This window comes from Tsukamurella sp. 1534 (genome assembly GCF_000312385.1).
Classification (GTDB): domain Bacteria; phylum Actinomycetota; class Actinomycetes; order Mycobacteriales; family Mycobacteriaceae; genus Tsukamurella.
Genome location: NZ_HE997626.1, coordinates 762144 through 780042 on the forward strand (window position 1 = coordinate 762144; position 17899 = coordinate 780042).

Below are 17899 nucleotides of genomic sequence, written 5' to 3' on the forward strand. Positions count from 1 at the left end.
GGCGGCGCGGTCGTCTCGGGCGGGTCCGGTGGGCACGGTCACCGCCGCAGGATCAGCTCGAGTGCTTCGGCGCGCGAGGTGGCGCTCTCCTTGAACGCGCCGCGGACCGCGGAGGTGGTGGTGCTGGCGCCCGGCTTGCGGATGCCGCGCATCGCCATGCACAGGTGCTCGGCCTCGATCACCACGATCACGCCGCGAGGATCGAGCTTGCGCACCACCGCGTCGGCGATCTGGGCGGTGAGCCGTTCCTGCACCTGGGGGCGCTTGGCGTAGAGATCCACGACCCGCGCCAGCTTGCTCAGGCCCGTGACCCGCCCCGATTCCCCCGGCAGGTAGCCCACGTGGGCCACGCCGTGGAACGACACCAGGTGGTGCTCGCACGTCGAGTACATCGGGATGTCCTTGACCAGCACCAGCTCGTCGTGGTTCTCCTCGAAGGTGGTGTCCAGCACCGCGTCCGGGTCGGTGTGCAGGCCCGCGAACATCTCGGCGAACGCCCGGGCCACCCGCTCCGGGGTGTCCTGCAGCCCGGAGCGCTGCGGGTCCTCACCGACGGCCACGAGCAGTTCACGGACCGCGGCGACGGCGCGCGCGTGATCGAACGGCGCCACGGCCGCCCCGTCTCCCGCCGCCATCAGTTGTCGCTCGGGCGATCCGAGCCGGGCTCCTGGCCCTGCTGGGGCTGTCGGCCGCCCTGCCCGCCCCGGTCCTGCTGGGGCGCGTCCTGCGGCGGCCACCCGGGCGCCGACCATCCGGCGGGGGCGCCGTAATCGGGACGGCTGCCCTGCTGGCCGGGCTGGCCGGGCTGGCCGTACTGGCCGCCGGGCTGCTGGACGCCGGGCTGCGTGTAGGGGCCGGGCGCGGGGTACTGCGGTCCGGGGTAGGCCTGCTGGCCGCCCCACTGGTAGCCGGGCTGGCCGTACGCGGGCTGCGGCTGCTGCGGCTGGCCGTAGCCCGACGGTGCGCCGGGCGCGGGCCACGGCGCGGGTGCCTGCCCGTTGGCCTGGCCGTTCGGGCCCGCCTGGCCGTACTGGCCGTAGCCGTACTGCCCACCCTGGCCGTTCGGTCCGTTCGGGCCGGCCGCGGCGAGCGCCGCCGCCCGGTCGCGCTCGGCCTGCTCCTGTTCGGCCTTCTTGCGCTCGGCCTCCTCGTCGACCGGGGGCCAGGGATCGCCGTTCTCGATGGCGATCTCCTTGGGGGTCTTGATCGGGGGCTTGTTCGACGGCGTGCGGTGCCCGAAATCGTCGAACTGGGTGATCCGGGGACGCTTCTCGACGCTCTCGAAGATCCGCTCGAGGTCCTTGCGGACCAGCGTCTCCTTCTCCAGCAGCTCGCCGGCGAGTACGTCGAGGACGTCGCGGTACTCGTTGAGGATGGACCACGCCTCGGTGTGCGCCGCCTCGATCAGCGAGCGCACCTCCTCGTCGATCTGCGCGGCCACGGTGTTCGAGTACTGCGCGCCGCCGCCCATGCCGCGGCCGAGGAACGGGTCGCCCTCGTCCTGGCCGTACTTCACGGCGCCCAGGCGCGAGCTCATGCCGTACTCCATGACCATGGCGCGGGCGACCTTGGTGGCGTGGTCGATGTCGCTGGACGCCCCCGTCGTGGGCGCGGCGAAGACGAGCTCCTCCGCGGCGCGGCCGCCCATGGCGAACACGAGGCGGGCGATCATCTCGTTGCGGGTGTACATGCCCTTGTCGTCCTCGGGCACGGCCAGCGCGTGGCCGCCGGTGCGGCCGCGGGCGAGCACCGTGACCTTGTAGACGGGGTCCAGGCCGTCGGTGGCCCACGCGGCCAGGGTGTGGCCGCCCTCGTGGTACGCGGTGACCTTCTTCTCGTGTTCGGAGATGATCCGGCTCTTGCGGCGGGGGCCGCCGACCACGCGGTCCACGGCCTCCTCGAGGGTGGCCGCGGTGATGAGCGATCCGTTCTCGCGGGCGGTGAGCAGCGCGGACTCGTTGATCACGTTCGCCAGGTCGGCGCCGGACATGCCCGGGGTGCGCTTGGCGAGGCCCTCCAGGTCGACGTCCTGGGCGAGCGGCTTGCCCTGGGCGTGCACGTTGAGGATCGCCTTGCGGCCGGCGATGTCCGGGTTGGAGACGGGGATCTGCCGGTCGAAGCGGCCCGGACGGAGCAGTGCGGGGTCCAGGATGTCCGGGCGGTTGGTGGCGGCGATCAGGATGATGCCCTGCCGGTCGCCGAAGCCGTCCATCTCCACCAGCAGCTGGTTGAGGGTCTGCTCCCGCTCGTCGTGGCCGCCGCCGAGGCCGGCGCCGCGCTGGCGGCCGACCGCGTCGATCTCGTCGACGAAGATGATGCAGGGGCTGTTCTCCTTGGCCTGCTCGAACAGGTCGCGCACGCGGGAGGCGCCGACGCCGACGAACATCTCGACGAAGTCGGAGCCGGAGATGGTGAAGAAGGGCACGCCGGCCTCGCCCGCGACGGCGCGCGCGAGCAGCGTCTTACCGGTGCCGGGAGGGCCGAACAGCAGCACGCCCTTGGGGATCTTCGCGCCGAGGGCCTGGTAACGGGCCGGGTTCTGCAGGAAGTCCTTGATCTCGTACAGCTCCTCGACCGCCTCGTCGGCGCCCGCGACGTCCGAGAACGTGGTCTTCGGCATGTCCTTGGTGAGCTGCTTGGCCTTGCTCTTGCCGAAGCCCATGACGCCGCCGCGGCCGCCGCCCTGCATGCGGTTCATGAGGAACATGAACAGGCCCACGAGGAGCAGGATCGGCAGCAGCGTGAAGAGCAGCATCGACAGGATCGGCGAGTCGGAACTCACGTTCGTCGTGTAGCCGACGTCCTTGCCGTCCGGAGTCTTCGCGTCCTGCACGTCGGCGAGGATGTCGCGGGACGTGCCCGCGGGGTACTTGGCGAACACCTTGGTGGAGTCCTCGGTGCCCTCGACCGCCTTGCCGAGCGTGACCCGCAGGGTCTGCTCCCGGTCGTCGATCTGGACGTCGGTGACGTTGTTCGCCTTCAACTGCGCGACGACCAGCGACGTGGGCACGCCCTTGTAATCGCGGTTCCCGCCGCCGCCGACCATGGTGAATGCCCAGACCAGCAGCACGAAACCGGCGATGATCGCCAGGGTGCGGATGAGAGATTTGCGTTTCATATCGCTTCGCCTTGCGGCTCGTCAGTCCTTCTTCAGCGGCACGCGCGGGTCGCCGCGCAGGGTCGACTTCCCAGGTTACCGTGCGGTGCGCCGGGGTCGCCGGGCGCGGTTTGCGCCGACGGCGAACACCGCGCGTTCACCGGCGGGCGCTACCCTCCATCCATGACCGATCCTCAGTTTCCGCAAGAGCCGATGCACTCACCTTCTGATCAGGCGCCACAGGTTCAGGCCCCTTCCCCCCGCTTGGCAGAGCAGGTTCGAGTTCTTCGCTCACTACGGTCAGCCGGCGTCGTCCCCCGAGTCCAAGGCGGCGTTCCGGCGGCTGTCGTTCCTGCAGCGCGCCCGGCTGGGCTCGAACATCCTCGCGTTCCTGTTCGGCCCGATCTACTTCGCGATCAAGGGCATGTGGCGCAAGGGCCTCACGATCCTCGGCTCCTCGCTGGCAGTGATCGTGGTGCTGAGCTTCTTCCCGCTCCCCGATCTGGTGTTCCGCGGCTTCGGCTTCGCGGTCGCCGCGGTGTACATGACCACCGCGAACTGGGCGTACTTCCTGCACGTGACCCGCAGCAGCCGGTCCTGGAACCCGTTCGAGGGCATGAACGCCCTGTAGTGGTGCGGCGGGCTACACCTCGAGTTCGGCGGCCACGGCGAGCAGGTCGGCCTCGCCGCCGGGGCGGGCGATCAACTGCACGCCCTCGCCGCGGTAGGGCACCGTCATCGCCGGCCACCCGACGAGGTTCCACAGGCTCGGATACGGCGCGTACGCGAGGCTCGGCACGGCGCTGGCCGCCCACGGCAGGGCGTTGTAGGCGCGCGCCTCGGCGGGGCGGCGGGCCAGCGCCGGGGTGACGAGGACGTCGATGCGCTGGACGGCGAAGAACCGCTCCAGCGCGGATTCGATCCCGGCGGCGTCGGCGGGCCGCACCAGGTTCCGCCGCTCGACGGTCCGCCCCAGCGCCACGTGGCGCCGCGTACGGGACTGCAGCAGAGCGGGATTCGCACCGCGGGCCACGATGTCGTCGGCGTCGGCGGCCGCCGCCGCGGCCCACCGCGCGAGCAGCGGCAGCGGCGTGGCCGGGTACGGGACCTTGACGTCGCGCACCGAATGACCGCGGCCCGAGAGCGTGCCCGCGGCACCGCGCACGGCGTCGACGATGGCCCGTGCGGTGAAGGTGACCGGCGTCGGGCGGTTGAGGCCGAGGCCGATGCGGAGCCCGGCACCGTCGCCGATCTCGGCGAGCTCGGGCCGCCCGGCCATCACGGACAGGGCGAGGGCCGCGTCCTCGACGGTCCGCGTGAGCGGGCCGTTCTCGGCCATCCCGAACCAGTCGGTGGGGCCGAGCTGCGCGGGCACCACGCCCCGGCCGGGCTTGATGGTGACGACGCCGCAGGCGGCGGCGGGCCCACGCAATGAGCCGAGGCCGTCGTTGCCGTGGGCGAGCGCGACGTGGCCGGCCGCCACCACGGCGGCGCTGCCCCCGGAGCTGCCGCCGGCGGTCCGCCCGGGCCGGTGCGGGTTCGCGGTGACCGCCTCGGCGTCGTCGGTCATGGCCCACAGGCACAGCTCGGGCACGCGGGTGAGGCCCACGACCACCGCACCCGCGGCGCGCAGCCGCTTCACGACGGGGTGGTCGGACTGCTCCACCGGAAGGCCCGCGCCGCAGGAGGCGGAGACCCCGTCGAGCATCCGGTGACCGGAGACGGCCACGTTGTCCTTGATCGCGATCGGCACCCCCGCCAGCGGCAGCGAGTACCGGTCGGGGCGGGCGTCGACGGCCGCGGCCTCCTCCAGAGCGGCGTCGGGGCGCAGCACCCGCCAGCCGTTCACCGCATCGGGGCCGATGCGCTGCAGGGCGTCCCGGGTCGCCTCGACGGCGGTGACGCTCCCGGAGCGCACCCGGTCCGCGGTGGCCGCGGCGGTCAGCAGGGTCATGGCGCTACTCGCTGTAGACCTTGGGATCGAGGATGCCGATGTACGGCAGGTCGCGGTACCGCTCGGCGTAGTCCAGGCCGTAGCCCACGACGAACTCGTTGGGGATGTCGAAGCCGACCCACTTCACGTCGATGTCCACGCGCACCGCGTCGGGCTTGCGGAGCAGGGTGACGATCTCGAGCGAGCGGGGCTGGCGGCTGGCCAGGTTGCGCATGAGCCAGCTCAGCGTGAGGCCGGAGTCGATGATGTCCTCGACGATGAGCACATCGCGGTCGGAGATGTCGCGGTCGAGGTCCTTGAGGATCCGCACGACGCCGGAGCTGGAAGTGGACGAGCCGTAGCTGGACACCGCCATGAACTCGAGCTGCGTCGGCACCGGGAGCGCGCGGGCGAGGTCGGTCACGAACATGACGGCGCCCTTGAGCACGGTGATCAGGAGGAGGTCGGTCTCACCGTCCCGGGCGCCGTACTCCTCGGCGATCTGCTCCGCCAGTTCGGCGGTCCGCTGCTTGATCCGGTCCTCGGAGAGCACCACTCCGGCGATGTCTCCCGCGTACAACTCACCCGTGCCGTTCACCACGCACTCAGAATGCCACCTGCCCTCGACACCTGCAGGCGCCGCCCCGATGTTCCGCCCGGTACGGCGGTCGGCCCCTGGCCGTGCCAGTCGCTGACCAGCGCGTCCACGGCGGCCAGGTGACCGGCGGTGAGCGCGCGGGCGCCGCGCCCGGCGAGCCAGGCGCGCAGCACCCTTCGGCGCAGCGCGGGTGGCAGGCCCGCGATGTCGGCGACCGCGAGCTCCTCCCCCGACGGTGCCGGCGCGAGCGCGTCGAGCGCATCGTTGTCGTCGCGCAGTTGTGCCGCGGTGCGGGCCAGGGCCTCGGCGACGCCGCCGCCGAGGACGTCCTCCAGCAGCGGCAGCACCTCGGTGCGCAGCCGCACCCGGGTGTAGCGGGGATCGGCGTTGTGCGGGTCGTCCCACGGCACGAGGCCGAGCTCGGCGCAGCCCGCGCGGGTCTCGGTGCGCCGCACGCCCAGCAGCGGCCGGCCGTAGGGCTCGGCCCATGCCGCCATCCCGGCCAGCGACCGGGCGCCGGAACCACGACCCAGCCCGAGGAGCACGGTCTCGGCCTGGTCGTCGAGGGTGTGGCCGAGGAGGACGGGCGCGCCGTCCCGGGCGGCGTCGAGCGCGGCGTAGCGCGCGGAGCGGGCGGCCGCCTCGGGACCGCCGGCACCGTCGACGGCGACGGGCAGCACCCGCGCGCCCGCACCCAGCCGGCGGGCGGTGGCGGCCGCGGACTCGGCGACGTCCCGGGAGCCGTCCTGCAGTCCGTGATCCACGACGAGCGCGGTGGTCTCGAGCCCCGCGGCCAGCGCGCCGGCGAGGAGCGCGAGCGAATCCGCGCCGCCGGAGAGGGCGACCGCGACCCGCGGCGGCGCGCCGCGGTCCCGGTGCCAGGCCTCGACGGCGCGCCGTACCCGCAGCGCGGCGGGGCCGGGGCGGCCGGTCACGGCGTCGGCCCGCCCAGGACCCGGTCGATCCAGCGCTGCGGTTCGTCGAGCTCGTCGGGCAGGGGCAGGGTCTCGGGCCCCGTCCACACGGCGTTGAACCGGTCCATGCCGACCTGCGCGACGACGGCGTCGACGAACTTCTTGCCGCGCACGTACTGCGCGATCTTGGCGTCCATCCCGAGCAGGGCGCGGAGCAGGCGTTGCAGCGGGTTCGACGGTGCCGACCGGCGCCGGTCGAACGCGGCGCGGATGGTTCCGACGGTGGGGATCACGGTGGGGCCGACGGCGTCCATGACGTGGTCGGCGTGCCCCTCCAGCAGCGTCCCGAGCATGAGCAGACGCTCGACGGCGGCGAACTGCTCTGCGGGGGAGGCGATCTCGAGCAGTCCGATGACGCCGGTGTGCCGCTGTCCGCCGGACAGCGCGCGGGTCACCCGCTCGAGGAGCTCGCCCAGCGATCCGGCACCGTCGGCGCCGGTGAGGGCGGCGACGTTCTCGCGCATGTAGTCCCGCAGCCACGGGTTCGCGGCGAACTGCACGCGGTGGGTGACCTCGTGCAGGCACACCCACATCCGGAAGTCGTCGGGATCGAGGGCGAGCGCCCGCTCCACCTGCAGCACGTTGGGCACCACGAGCAGCAGCACTCCCCCGTCGACTCCGAACGGGTCGTACTGCCCCAGAACCGATCCCGACACCAGACCGAGCATCCCGCCGGCCTGCACCCCGGCGATCCGGGCGCTGATCCCCGGCCGCCCGGCCGCCTCGCCGTCCACCAGCCCGGCCATGGACCGGGCGGCGGCGTCGACCCACTCCCGGCGGTCCACGGTGCGCGCCGCGGGCACCTCGGTTCCGGTCGCCAGGCCCGTCACGTCGCGGACGTGGGCCTCCGCGTCCACGGCGAACCGGGCGAGCTGCTCCTCGGCGCGGCGGCGCGTGTAATCGGTACTGGCGGGCCAGTTCCCGGTGACGGCGACGATGCGTCGGCCCGCGGCGGCGGCGGTCGACCAGTCGACCTGCGCGCGTGCCCGATCCCTGCCGGCCATGACGATCAGCGGCACCCGCAGCCGCGGAGCGCGGCGGTGACGGCGTCCATCGCGGGGCGCGCCACGTCGACCGGCGTCCCGGCGGACATGAGCGTGAAGGTGATGACGGCGCCCTGGCGGTCCACGACGTACCCGGCGAGGGTGCTGACACCGGAGAGGCTGCCCGTCTTGGCGCGGACGTAGCCGGCTCCCGGGCGGTTCACGGTGACGTAGCGGTCGGCGAGGGTGCCGGTGGCGGCCGCCACGGGCAGCATGTCGAGCAGCGGCCGCAGTTGCGGCTTCGAGGGGCCCGCGGCGGCGGTGACGATCTCGTCGAGCACCGTGGCGGGGATGCGGTTCTGCGTGGAGAGCCCGTCGACGTCGGACAGCTCGACGCCGGTGAGGTCGAACCCCGCGGAGCGCAGCGCGGAGGTGACCGCGCGGGTGGATCCGTCGAAGGAGAGGGGCTGGCCGGTGGCGGCCGCGATCTCGCGGCCGATGCTCTCGGCGAGCACGTTGTCGGAGTGCACGAGGGCCTCCTGCAGTCGCACGCTGAGCGGTGCGCTGTGCACGGAGGCGAGCTGCGCGGCGCCGGTCGGCGCGGTCCCGGCGGCGACGGCGGTCGCGGGGAGGCCGAGGCCGGCGGCCAGGGTGCGGCCCGCGGCGAGGGCCGGATCGGGCACGCGCGGCGAGTAGTCCTCCCCGGGGCGGATCCGCCCGGAGTCGGCGATGAGCGATTGGATCGGCGTGACGTCGCCCCCGGCGATGTCGGCGCGGTCCCAGCCGCGGGCGAAGTCGGGGCCGGTGAACAGCGAGGTGTCGACGAGCACGCGGGACACGCGGGTGCCCTTGGCGCGGATCTGCGCCACCAGGTCCGAGATCTTGGGGGCGCCGGTGAACAGCGAGTCGGATCCGGCGCGCAGCGTGGGGTCGCCGGCGCCCACCAGCACCACATCGCCGGGGGCGGCCCCCTCGACCACGGTGGTGCTGATCCGCTTGTCGGCCTGCAGCGTCAGGAGCGCGGCCGCGGCGGTGAGCAGCTTGGTGGTGGACGCGGGGGTGCGGGGCTGATCGGCGCCGCGCTGCCACAGGGCCTGGCCGGAGGCGGCGTCGACGATGGTGCCGGTGAAGTCGCCGAGGTCGGGATTGCGGAGCGCGGCGGCGATCTGGGCGACGACGCCCGCGGGAGTGGGCGAGCCCGCGGACTGCGCGGACTGCATCGCCGGGGTGTACGCGGCCTCGGCGGGCCGGGGCGGAACGTTGTCCGCGAGCTCCTGCCGGTCGCGGTACACGCCGTATCCGAGGGTCGCGGCGACCGCGCCGACGACGACCAGCGCCAGCACGATCACGGTGATCGAGAGGCGCACGAGGGTTCGACGGATCCGCGAGCGAGGCACCGCACCACCCTAACGGCACCCGGAGACCACGAGCGGAGTGAGCGGGTCGCGGCGCGGCTGCAAAGGGTATCCTCGGCGTGCAGGTTGACGCGCAGCGAAGGGAATCAGAGCGTGGAATTCGAGGTCACCGTCGAGATCGCCAAGGGCTCGCGGAACAAGTACGAGGTCGACCACAGGACCGGCCGCCTCAAGCTGGACCGCTACCTCTACACGTCGTTCGGCTACCCCACCGATTACGGCTACATCGAGAACACCCTGGGCGAGGACGGCGATCCGCTCGACGCTCTGGTCCTTCTGCAGGAGTCGGTGATCCCCGGCTCGTTGGTGGACTGCCGCGCCATCGGCATGTTCAAGATGGAGGACGAGAAGGGCGGGGACGACAAGGTCCTCGTCGTCCCGGCCGGGGATCCGCGGTGGGACGCGGTCCAGGACCTCGCCGACGTGGTGAAGTTCGAGCTGGACGCCATCGAGCACTTCTTCGTCCACTACAAGGACCTGGAGCCGGGCAAGTTCGTCAAGGGCTCCACCTGGGTCGGCAAGAAGGAGGCCGAGGAGGAGATCGCCCGGTCGATCACCCGCGCGGAGACCGCCGCGGAAGAGCACTGAGGACCCACCCGGGCCACTCGCGAACGCGGCGGCGAGGAGCGATCCTCGCCGCCGCGTTCCGCGTTTTCCGGCGCCGTCAGAGCTTGGCGGCCACCGTCTTCACGACCCCGTCGAAGGCCTTGGTGTCCACCTTCCCGTCCGCGCCGGGGTTGGCGTTGACGAGTGCGGTGACTCCGGCCCCGGTGAAATAGGCCGAGGCGGCGCGCGTCGTCTGTTCGCCGGAGACGCGGGTGATCTCGAGTACGAAACCCTCGGCTCCGGTGCCGTCCGGCAGGGCCTTCCTCACGGTGGTCTGCTTCGCGCCGCCGATCTGCACCTCGGCGCAGGGGCCGGTGCCGGCTGCCTCGAACACGGAGAGCTTCGCGGAGTCCGGGAGGAAGTTGATCCCGTAGAGCACCCGGCCGTCCTTCATGATGTTCTGCTGCACACCTGACTTCACGGTCTCCATCAGCTCCTGCTGTGCGGCGACGTTGCGCTGCTTGCACTCCGCGGGCCGGATGTCCGCGGACTCCACACCCTGCACGGAGGTCATGGCCGCCTGGAACGCGTCGTCCGACGGCACGGTCATGACGGTCTGCCCCGGCGCCACGTCGGCCTGGGTCAGGGACTTGCCGAGGGCCGCGTCGTTCGACGGGGCCGTGCTGGGGCGTGCGGCGTCCTCGCCTCCGCCGCACGCGGCGAGGACGAGCCCCACCGCCAGGACGGACGCTGCTGCGCCGAGGGAACGGACCGACTGACTGGGACGCAACGGCTTCTCCTACCGATCGTGCGCTCCGAGCCGGTTAGACGGTACCGAATCCGCGCAGGAATGATGTAGCGAAACCAGGGTAACCCCCGTGTGCCATCGCGCGCCGGGCGGCCGCCGCCAGGGCGACGAAGAAGTGCTCGTTGTGCAGCGTGCACAGGGTGACCGCCAGGCCCTCGTTCGCGGCGAACAGGTGGTGGACGTAGGCGCGGGTGAACTCGTCCGCGCGGTTGGGCACACCCTGCCACCGCGCGTCGGGGTCCAGCGGCCGGAAGTCGGTCCGGTGCACCGGGTCCGTGAGGTCGACGATCCCCCGGGTGGTGAACACGGTGCCCGCGGCCCCGGCGACGGCGGGGCCGGTCCCGTCGATGAGATCGATCCCGGCGTCGATCGCGGCGAACAGGTCCGCGGGGTCCGAGACCCCGGCAAGGTAGCGGGGCCGGTCGGCCTCGAGCTCACCGACGGCGGCGCGCAGGAGATGGGCCCGCGCGGCCCCGTCGGCGCCCTCGATCCGGTAGCCGCCGAACCCGAGTCCGCCCTCCTGGCGGTCGTGCTCCGACGCGGTCCGCAGGGCGACCGCGGCGGCGCGGCGGAGGTCGGGATCGGCGCCTCCGGTGACGGTGGCCCACAGGGAGACCGAATTGTGCCGGTCCGCGGTCTGCCACGCGTGCTCGATGAGCGCGCGCCGCGCCCAGGCGCCGGTACGGCCGACGCCCGCCTGCTGCGCGGAGCGGGGCTTGGCGGGGTCGACGGGGTCGGCGAGGGCGAAGGCCACGTCGACGCCCATCCGATGGGCGATCCGCACGGCGCGCTCGGGGTCCCAATCGTGCGGGGATCCGTCGAGCCTGCCGCGGAAGGCGATCCCCTCGTCGGTGACGCGGGTGCGCTTCTGCCGCCCGATCGCGCCGACACCGGTGTCGCCGAACACGGGTGCGGGCCAGGCCATCGCGGCGCCGATGCCGCCGAGGCCCTCGATCACCTCGGGGCCGGGCTGCAGGTACATCTCGTGCAGGTCCACGGTGAGCGCGCGGGCGCCGAGCCGGATCATCTCGTCCGGCGTGATCCCGGCGATCGCGCCGCGCCCGGCAACGGGAACGTAGGCGGGGGTGGCGATCTCGCCGCGCGGGGTGGTGAGCACGCCGGCGCGGGCGTTGTCCGGGCCGTCGGCCTCGACGCGGAAGGACGTCGATTCGGTGATGCCGGCGGCGCGCAACCGGGTGTGCCCGGCGATGGCGCGGTAGCCGGTGCGCAGCTCGGCGAGCTCCGCGGCGAGCGCGTCGTTCTCCGCGCGGAGCTCGGCGATCTCGGACCGCGCGGGATCGGGCACCACGCGCTCGGTCCGGGCGGGCTCGGTCCGGGCGGGCTCGGATCGGGCGGGATCGGATCGGGCGGGATCGGCGGCGGTGATGGGCTCGGTCCTTTCCTGCGGCGGTGTCACAGCAACAATAGGCGCCGTCGCGGCGAGATCCGCCGTCGCACCCGCCGCGGCGGCCTCGTCGCCGTTGGCCTCGATCCCCGCGGCGGTGCGCAGCGGCACCGACTTCCAGAACAGCACCAGCACCAGGCCGATCGCGGACAGCACGGTGACGGCGAGGAACACCACGTCCATGGAGTCCGCGAAGCCCGCCTTGAGCGGATGCACCAGCGTGCCGGGGAGCTTCTCCAGCGCCGAGGTGTCGGACATGACGTCGCTGACGGCGCCGGAATCGCCGTGCACCAGCTGGGTGGCGAACGCCTGCGCCTCGGCACCGTCGTGCCCGGCGGCCGCACGCTGGACGGCGCCGGTGTACTCGGGGTCGTTGGCGGCGTCGGTGAGGCGGCCGGACATCTTGCCCGGCATCTGGGCGAACAGCACGGAGAGGAACACGGCCACGCCGAGGGTGCCGCCGATCTGCCGGAAGAAGGTGGCGGCGGCCGTGGAGACGCCCATGTCGCGCGGCGGCAGGATGTTCTGCATCGCCAGGGTCAGCGGCTGCATCAGGTTGCCGAGGCCGAAGCCGACCACGGCGGCACCCGCCATGACGTAGCCGATGCGCACATCGGCGCTCACGTAGTGCAGGCCGAACATGCCGGCGGTGAGCAGGACGGCGCCGATCACCGGGTAGATCCGGTATCTGCCGGTGCGGGAGATCATCTGCCCGGCCAGGATCGAGCCCAGCATGAGGCCCGCGACCATCGGCAGCATGAGGAAACCCGATTCGGTGGGGCTGGCGCCGCGCACCACCTGGAAGTACTGGGGCAGCAGCGAGATTCCGCCGAACATCGCGGCGCCGACGACCACGGAGATGAGGACGCCCTGCGCGAAGATCCGGTTCGCGAAGATGCGCAGCGGGATGATCGCGTCCTCACCCATGATCTTCTCGATCACCACGAACGCGACGACCCCCACGGCGCCGACGGCGTAGCAGATCAGGGACTTCGACGCGCCCCATCCCCATTCCTGGCCCTGTTCGGCGACGATGAGCAGCGGCACGAGGCCCACCGCGAGCGCCACGGCGCCGAACCAGTCGATGCGCACGCCCTCGCGGCGGGTGTGCGGGAGCCGCAGCACCCGGAAGACGACGGCCAGGGCGATCATCCCGATCGGCACGTTGACCAGGAACACCCAGCGCCAGCCGGAGATCCCGAGGATCTGGTCCGCCCCCGAGAACAGGCCGCCCAGCACCGGGCCCAGCACCGAGCTGGTGCCGAACACCGCGAGGAAGTAGCCCTGGTACTTGGCGCGCTCGCGGGGCGGCACGATATCGCCGATGATGGTGAGCGCCAGCGACATCAGCCCGCCCGCACCGATCCCCTGCACGGCACGGAAACCCGCCAGCTCGTACATCGACGTGGACGTGCTGCACAACAGCGAGCCGATGACGAACACCGTGATGGCGAACATGAAGAAGGGCTTGCGGCCGTAGATGTCGGACAGCTTGCCGTACAGCGGCGTCACGATCGTCGACGTGATGAGATACGCGGTGGTGACCCACGCCTGCTGCGAGTAGCCGTGCAGATCGTCGGCGATCGTGCGGATCGCCGTCGACACGATGGTCTGGTCCAGCGCCGCGAGGAACATGCCGGTCATGAGCCCGGACAGGATGTAGAGGATCTGCTTGTGCGTCAGCAGCGGCGCGGCCTCGGCGGGCCCGGCCGGCTCCGGGCGGGTGGCGGTGGCGGACATCAGGCCTCGCGCATCAGCCGGAGGGCCTGCTCGAACTGGCCGAGGGCCCGGTTGCCCAGGGTCACGAACTGGTCGATCTCCTCGTCGGTCCACTGCTCCAGGAGCGGCCGCAGGCGCAGGTTGCGCTGTTCCCGGATGAACTCGAACTTCTCGCGTCCCGCATCGGTGGCGGCCACGAGGGCCGCACGACGGTCGGACGGGTCGGGGCTGCGCTCGGCGTAGCCGAGCGTGGTGAGCGTCGTGACGTACCGGCTGGCGGTGGAGGGATCGGTGTGGATCGTCTCCGCGAGCACCGAGGACCGCATGGGGCCGTCGTTGACGAGCGCGAACAGTGCGGTGTAGGCGGCCAGTTCCACGCCGTCGGGCGCGACGGCGTGCCGGGTCATCGCCGCATGCCGCTCCTTGAGCCGGGTGAGCTCAGCGATCACCCGGACCAGATCCTCGATCCGCTGGGCACGTTCATCGTCGGTCATCACGCCTCCGTCGAGATCCGGGCGCCACGGCGGGCCCGGAGTCGGACAAACTGCGTGCAGCCTACAACTACTAGATCCTCTAGTCGATTCGGGCGGAACGGAAGGTCACGCCGATGTCCGGACGATCCGGGCGCCGGTCAAGGCCGCGAGGGCGGCGAAATCCGTGCGGAAGATCGTGTCGTGCGTGCCCGCCGCGGCGTACAGGTCCGGATAGTCGCGCAGCGAGTCGTCGAGCACGGTGACCAGCGGCGCGGGGTGCCCGACGGGCGAGACCCCGCCGATCACCTGGCCGGTGGCCGCGGCCACGTCGTCCGCGGTGGCGCGCGAGATCGTCGCGTACCCCAGCCGCTCCGCCAGCCCGGCGGTGTCCACCCGGTGCCGGCCGCTGGACAGCACGAGCAGCGGCGCACCGTCGGCGAGGAAGACCAGGCTGTTGGCGATCGCGCCCACCTCGCAGCCCAGCGCGGCCGCGGCCTCGGCGGCCGTCCTGGCACCGTCGGGCACCAGCCGGACGGTGTCGGGGTGGCCCGATGCGGCCAGCGCCGCGCGGACGGTCTCGGTACGGGCGGAGAACTGCTCGGTCACGCCGATCAGTATGCCGCGCGGGATCAGGCCGCCAGCAGCGTGGCGATCAGCTCGGTGGTCCGCTCGCCACCCACGGGGCGCAGCACGACCGCGTCGGCGACCTCGGCCGCGTACACGTCCTCGATCAGGGAACGCAGGCCCGACGGGGTACCCACGTAGGTGACCCCGTCGCGCGCGGCGCCGAGGCCGGCGTAGCTGGCCCGCGCCTGGGCGGCGCGCTCGTCGATGACCACGTCCACCTCCAGCGCCACCGCGCCGGGCTCGCGGCCGTCGAGCTCCGCCTGGGCGCGCAGGTAGCCCCGCTGCTTCTGCGCGAGGCGCAGATCGGCGGCGCGGACCCGGGTCAGCGCCTCCGCGGCGGGCTCGCCGTCGACGGTGACCACCAGCGCGGGGCGGGAGAGGGTCGCGGTCATGGTTCCTCCGGTTCTGTGCTTTCCGTGTCAGTTGGTTCGTGCGGTCAGGTCTTCGAGGGCGCGGACGAGCCGGTGTACGTCGTGCTCGCCGGTCCCGAGGCCCAGGCTGGCGCGGACGGCGCCGCCGGGGCAGCCGAGCCGGTCCACGACGGGGTGGGCGCAGAACTTCCCGTCGCGCACGCCGATCCCGTGATCGTTCGAGAGGTACTCGGCCACCTCGCGCGGGGTGCGGCCGTCGACGGTGAACGCGACGATGCCGACGCGTTCGGTGGAGTCGGCCCAGATCTTCAGGGTGCGTACCCCGTCGAGCTCCCCGAGCGCGCCGACGAGGAGGTCGGTGAGGAAGCGCTCGTGGCGGGCGATCGCGTCCTCGCCGATCCGGGTGAGCTCGCGGCAGGCGGCCGCGATGGCCACGGCGCCCAGCACGTTCGGCGATCCGGCCTCGTGCCGGGCGGGGCCGGTGTGCCAGGCCACCTCGACCGACTTCGTGGCGGGGGTGCCGATCACCTGGTAGCTCGCGCCGCCGCCGCACCGGAAGGGCTCGGCCTCGTCGAACCAGTCGGCGCGGCCCACGAGCACCCCGGAACCGAAGGGCGCGTACAGCTTGTGCCCGGAGAAGGCGAGATAGTCGACACCGCTGTCGCGCAGCGAGATCCGGCGATGCGGGACGAGCTGCGCCCCGTCGACGGCGATCCTGGCGCCGTAGCGGTGCGCGAGCGCGGCGAGCGTGCGGATGGGCAGCACCTCGCCCGTGACGTTGGACGCGCCGGTCACGGTGAGCAGCGCGGCGGGACGCCGGGAGAGCTCCTTCTCGATGGCCTCCAGCGTGCCCGCCACCGAGAGCGGCGCGGACACCACGCGGGCGCCGATCCGCCTCCAGGGCAGCAGGTTCGCGTGATGCTCGCAATCGAGCACCACCACCTCGCCGGGCACGCAGGCCGCCAGCAGGTTGATCGAATCGGTGGTGTTGCCGGTGAAGATCACGTGGTCGTCGGGGCGCGCGCCCACGAACTCGGCGACCACGTCGCGGGCCTGCTCGTAGCGGGCGGTGGAGCGCTGCGAGAGGTGGCCGGCGCCGCGGTGCACGCTCGCGTACTCGGCGAGCGCCTCCGTGACGGCGTCCCTCACCGCCTCCAGCGCCGGCGCGCTCGCCGCGTAGTCGAAGTTGGCGTACCGCACGGTGGCCCCGTCGGCGAGCGGCGCGTATTCGTCGGCCCCGGTCACGGCCGCGATGGGCCCGAGGGCCACGGGCGACGACGGTGCGCTGCGCACGGTGGGGTTGACGCAGACGGTGCGGTCGATGGTGACAGTCATTTCTCAGTCCTTCTGTCGGTAAGGACCCGCCGCACCGGGGAAGGGGTCGGCGAATCCGCGCTTGCCGCACGCGTTCGGTGCGGCCAGGTCGTCACCCGGAGCACCCCACCGCGGAGGAGGGTTGCCGACCAGCGAGCCGGGGCTTGGCGCTGGCACTCATGACCTGGAGCCAGGATGCCCTGCCGGCGGGGCGCCGGTCAAGGTTCGAATCACGGCGCGCGGAAACCCGGGTGAGCCCCCTCACCTTTTCTGGAATCGTTCCAGAAATGCGGCTAGAGTTGTGGTCATCGGGCGCCCTACCCGCCGAGATCCATTCCCCACCAAGGAGGTAACGATGTCGAACCCCATCACCAGCACCCTGTCCGACGAGGCCCGGAAGGTCGCCGGAGACGCCCTGCAGGGCTCCCTCGTCGACCTGCTCGACCTGAGCCTCATCGCCAAGCAGGCGCACTGGAACGTCGTCGGATCGCAGTTCCGGTCGGTGCACCTCCAGCTCGACGAGCTCGTCGCCGACTCGCGCGGCTTCGTCGACGAGGTGGCCGAGCGCGCCGCCGCGATCGGCGTGAGCCCGGACGGCCGCGCGGAGACCGTGGCGAAGACCGCCGCGACCGTCGGTTTCGAGGCGGGATGGCGGCCGGACGGCGACGTGGTGGGCGCGGTCGTGGCGAACCTCGCCGCCGTGGTGGCGGCGCTGCGCGGCCGGATCGCCGACACCGAATCCGCCGATCCCGTCACGCAGGACCTGCTGATCTCGATCACCGCACGCCTGGAGCAGCTGCACTGGATGTGGCAGGCGCAGCAGGCCTGACCAGCGTAAAGTGTCGTTCCATGACCACATGGCACTACCTGATGGACATGGACGGCGTGCTCATCCACGAGGAGCACCTGATCCCCGGCGCGGACGCGTTCATCGCGGAACTGGCCGAGGCGCAGACGCCCTACATGGTGCTCACCAACAACTCGATCCGGACTCCCCGGGATCTCCGGGCCAGGCTGCTCGCCTCGGGACTGGACATCCCGGAGAGCCGGATCTGGACGTCGGCGCTGGCCACCGCGAAGTTCCTGCAGGACCAGCGCCCCAACGGCAGCGCGTACGTCGTGGGCGAATCCGGGCTCACCACGGCGCTGCACGACGTGGGTTACGTGCTCACGGAGAACGATCCCGATTACGTGGTGCTCGGGGAGACGCGCACCTATTCGTTCGAGGCCATCACCACCGCGATCCGGCTGATCGAGCGCGGATCGCGGTTCATCGCCACCAACCCCGACCCGACGGGGCCCTCCAAGGACGGTTCGCTCCCCGCGACCGGCGCGGTGGCGGCGCTGATCCGGGAGGCGACGGGCCGCTCCCCCTATTACGTGGGCAAGCCGAACTCGCTGATGATGCGGTCCGCCATCCGCGCGCTCGGCGCCCACTCCGAGGACACGCTGATGATCGGCGACCGGATGGACACCGACATCGTGTGCGGTCTCGAGGCGGGCCTCCGCACGATCCTGGTACTCACGGGCATCTCGACGGAGCAGTCGGTGACGCTCTACCCCTACCGGCCCACCCGCGTACTCGACTCCGTCGCCGACCTCGTCGGCAGCACCCAGGACCCGTTCCCCCGCTGAT

Annotated in this window: 17 protein-coding genes, 1 pseudogene and 1 riboswitch; of the genes and pseudogenes, 4 read left to right on the forward strand and 14 right to left on the reverse strand. The window is 72.5% G+C overall.

Annotated elements, in window-relative coordinates; all coding sequences use genetic code 11:
- Window positions 1-38: 38 nt before the first annotated feature.
- Complete coding sequence (gene folE, locus BN39_RS03920; RefSeq protein WP_019201054.1) at window positions 39-635, reverse strand: GTP cyclohydrolase I FolE; 597 nt, start codon at window positions 633-635, stop codon at window positions 39-41.
- Entirely contained in the window at window positions 635-3118 is a 2484-nt protein-coding gene (gene ftsH, locus BN39_RS03925; protein WP_019201055.1) for an ATP-dependent zinc metalloprotease FtsH, read from the reverse strand. Before ftsH ends, folE begins: the two co-directional genes overlap by 1 nt.
- Window positions 3119-3323: 205 nt before the next feature.
- Between ftsH and BN39_RS03930 the strand changes: the two genes are divergently transcribed.
- The gene (locus tag BN39_RS03930; protein ID WP_051158818.1) at window positions 3324-3728 is read left to right on the forward strand and encodes a DUF2628 domain-containing protein; all 405 of its coding nucleotides are present in this window, start codon (window positions 3324-3326) and stop codon (window positions 3726-3728) included.
- 12 nt (window positions 3729-3740) lie between these two features.
- On the opposite strand, the gene BN39_RS03935 is transcribed toward BN39_RS03930, so the two are convergent.
- The 5 genes from BN39_RS03935 to dacB are packed head-to-tail and all read right to left on the reverse strand — an operon-like array spanning window position 3741 to window position 8982.
- Window positions 3741-5051, reverse strand: coding sequence for an amidase (locus BN39_RS03935; RefSeq protein ID WP_019201057.1), 1311 nt, complete (start codon window positions 5049-5051; stop codon window positions 3741-3743).
- A gap of 4 nt (window positions 5052-5055) precedes the next feature.
- On the reverse strand, window positions 5056-5628 hold the full coding sequence (gene hpt, locus BN39_RS03940; protein WP_371190623.1) for a hypoxanthine phosphoribosyltransferase: 573 nt from the start codon (window positions 5626-5628) through the stop codon (window positions 5056-5058).
- Window positions 5625-6563, reverse strand: a complete 939-nt coding sequence (gene tilS, locus BN39_RS03945) for a tRNA lysidine(34) synthetase TilS (RefSeq protein WP_019201059.1) — start codon at window positions 6561-6563, stop codon at window positions 5625-5627. Before tilS ends, hpt begins: the two co-directional genes overlap by 4 nt.
- Window positions 6560-7606 (reverse strand): zinc-dependent metalloprotease, encoded by a 1047-nt coding sequence (locus BN39_RS03950; RefSeq protein ID WP_040766531.1) that lies wholly within the window; start codon window positions 7604-7606, stop codon window positions 6560-6562. Before BN39_RS03950 ends, tilS begins: the two co-directional genes overlap by 4 nt.
- A 5-nt stretch (window positions 7607-7611) precedes the next feature.
- Window positions 7612-8982 (reverse strand): D-alanyl-D-alanine carboxypeptidase/D-alanyl-D-alanine-endopeptidase, encoded by a 1371-nt coding sequence (gene dacB / locus BN39_RS03955; RefSeq protein WP_040765831.1) that lies wholly within the window; start codon window positions 8980-8982, stop codon window positions 7612-7614.
- 111 nt (window positions 8983-9093) lie between these two features.
- Between dacB and BN39_RS03960 the strand changes: the two genes are divergently transcribed.
- Window positions 9094-9588 (forward strand): inorganic diphosphatase, encoded by a 495-nt coding sequence (locus tag BN39_RS03960; protein ID WP_019201062.1) that lies wholly within the window; start codon window positions 9094-9096, stop codon window positions 9586-9588.
- A 76-nt stretch (window positions 9589-9664) separates the two neighbouring features.
- On the opposite strand, the gene BN39_RS03965 is transcribed toward BN39_RS03960, so the two are convergent.
- From BN39_RS03965 to BN39_RS03990, 7 genes and pseudogenes are all read right to left on the reverse strand, one after another.
- Window positions 9665-10336 (reverse strand): hypothetical protein, encoded by a 672-nt coding sequence (locus BN39_RS03965; protein WP_148281408.1) that lies wholly within the window; start codon window positions 10334-10336, stop codon window positions 9665-9667.
- A gap of 34 nt (window positions 10337-10370) precedes the next feature.
- Window positions 10371-11771: a tRNA-guanine transglycosylase gene (locus tag BN39_RS23805; RefSeq protein WP_371190624.1), complete on the reverse strand. Its 1401-nt coding sequence runs from the start codon at window positions 11769-11771 to the stop codon at window positions 10371-10373.
- Window positions 11772-11837: 66 nt separating this feature from the next.
- Window positions 11838-13499, reverse strand: a pseudogene (locus tag BN39_RS23815) (MDR family MFS transporter); the annotation flags it as partial.
- The gene (locus tag BN39_RS03975; protein ID WP_019201065.1) at window positions 13499-13972 is read right to left on the reverse strand and encodes a MarR family winged helix-turn-helix transcriptional regulator; all 474 of its coding nucleotides are present in this window, start codon (window positions 13970-13972) and stop codon (window positions 13499-13501) included. The gene BN39_RS03975 and the pseudogene BN39_RS23815, both read right to left, overlap by 1 nt.
- 105 nt (window positions 13973-14077) lie before the next feature.
- Entirely contained in the window at window positions 14078-14557 is a 480-nt protein-coding gene (locus BN39_RS03980; RefSeq protein ID WP_019201066.1) for a YbaK/EbsC family protein, read from the reverse strand.
- 23 nt (window positions 14558-14580) lie between these two features.
- Window positions 14581-14970 carry a hypothetical protein gene (locus BN39_RS03985; RefSeq protein WP_019201067.1) on the reverse strand — a complete coding sequence of 130 codons (390 nt, stop codon included), beginning with the start codon at window positions 14968-14970 and terminating at the stop codon, window positions 14581-14583.
- 27 nt (window positions 14971-14997) lie between these two features.
- Window positions 14998-16284 carry an aminotransferase class V-fold PLP-dependent enzyme gene (locus tag BN39_RS03990; RefSeq protein WP_019201068.1) on the reverse strand — a complete coding sequence of 429 codons (1287 nt, stop codon included), beginning with the start codon at window positions 16282-16284 and terminating at the stop codon, window positions 14998-15000.
- 52 nt (window positions 16285-16336) lie between these two features.
- A riboswitch (SAM riboswitch) is annotated at window positions 16337-16448 on the reverse strand.
- Between the two features lie 170 nt (window positions 16449-16618).
- Between BN39_RS03990 and BN39_RS03995 the strand changes: the two genes are divergently transcribed.
- Together BN39_RS03995 and BN39_RS04000 are read left to right on the forward strand one after the other, a co-directional pair.
- A complete protein-coding gene (locus BN39_RS03995) occupies window positions 16619-17092 on the forward strand; it encodes a Dps family protein (protein WP_019201069.1) in 474 nt (157 codons plus the stop codon).
- Window positions 17093-17112: 20 nt separating this feature from the next.
- The gene (locus BN39_RS04000; protein ID WP_019201070.1) at window positions 17113-17898 is read left to right on the forward strand and encodes an HAD-IIA family hydrolase; all 786 of its coding nucleotides are present in this window, start codon (window positions 17113-17115) and stop codon (window positions 17896-17898) included.
- Window position 17899: the final 1 nt, after the last annotated feature.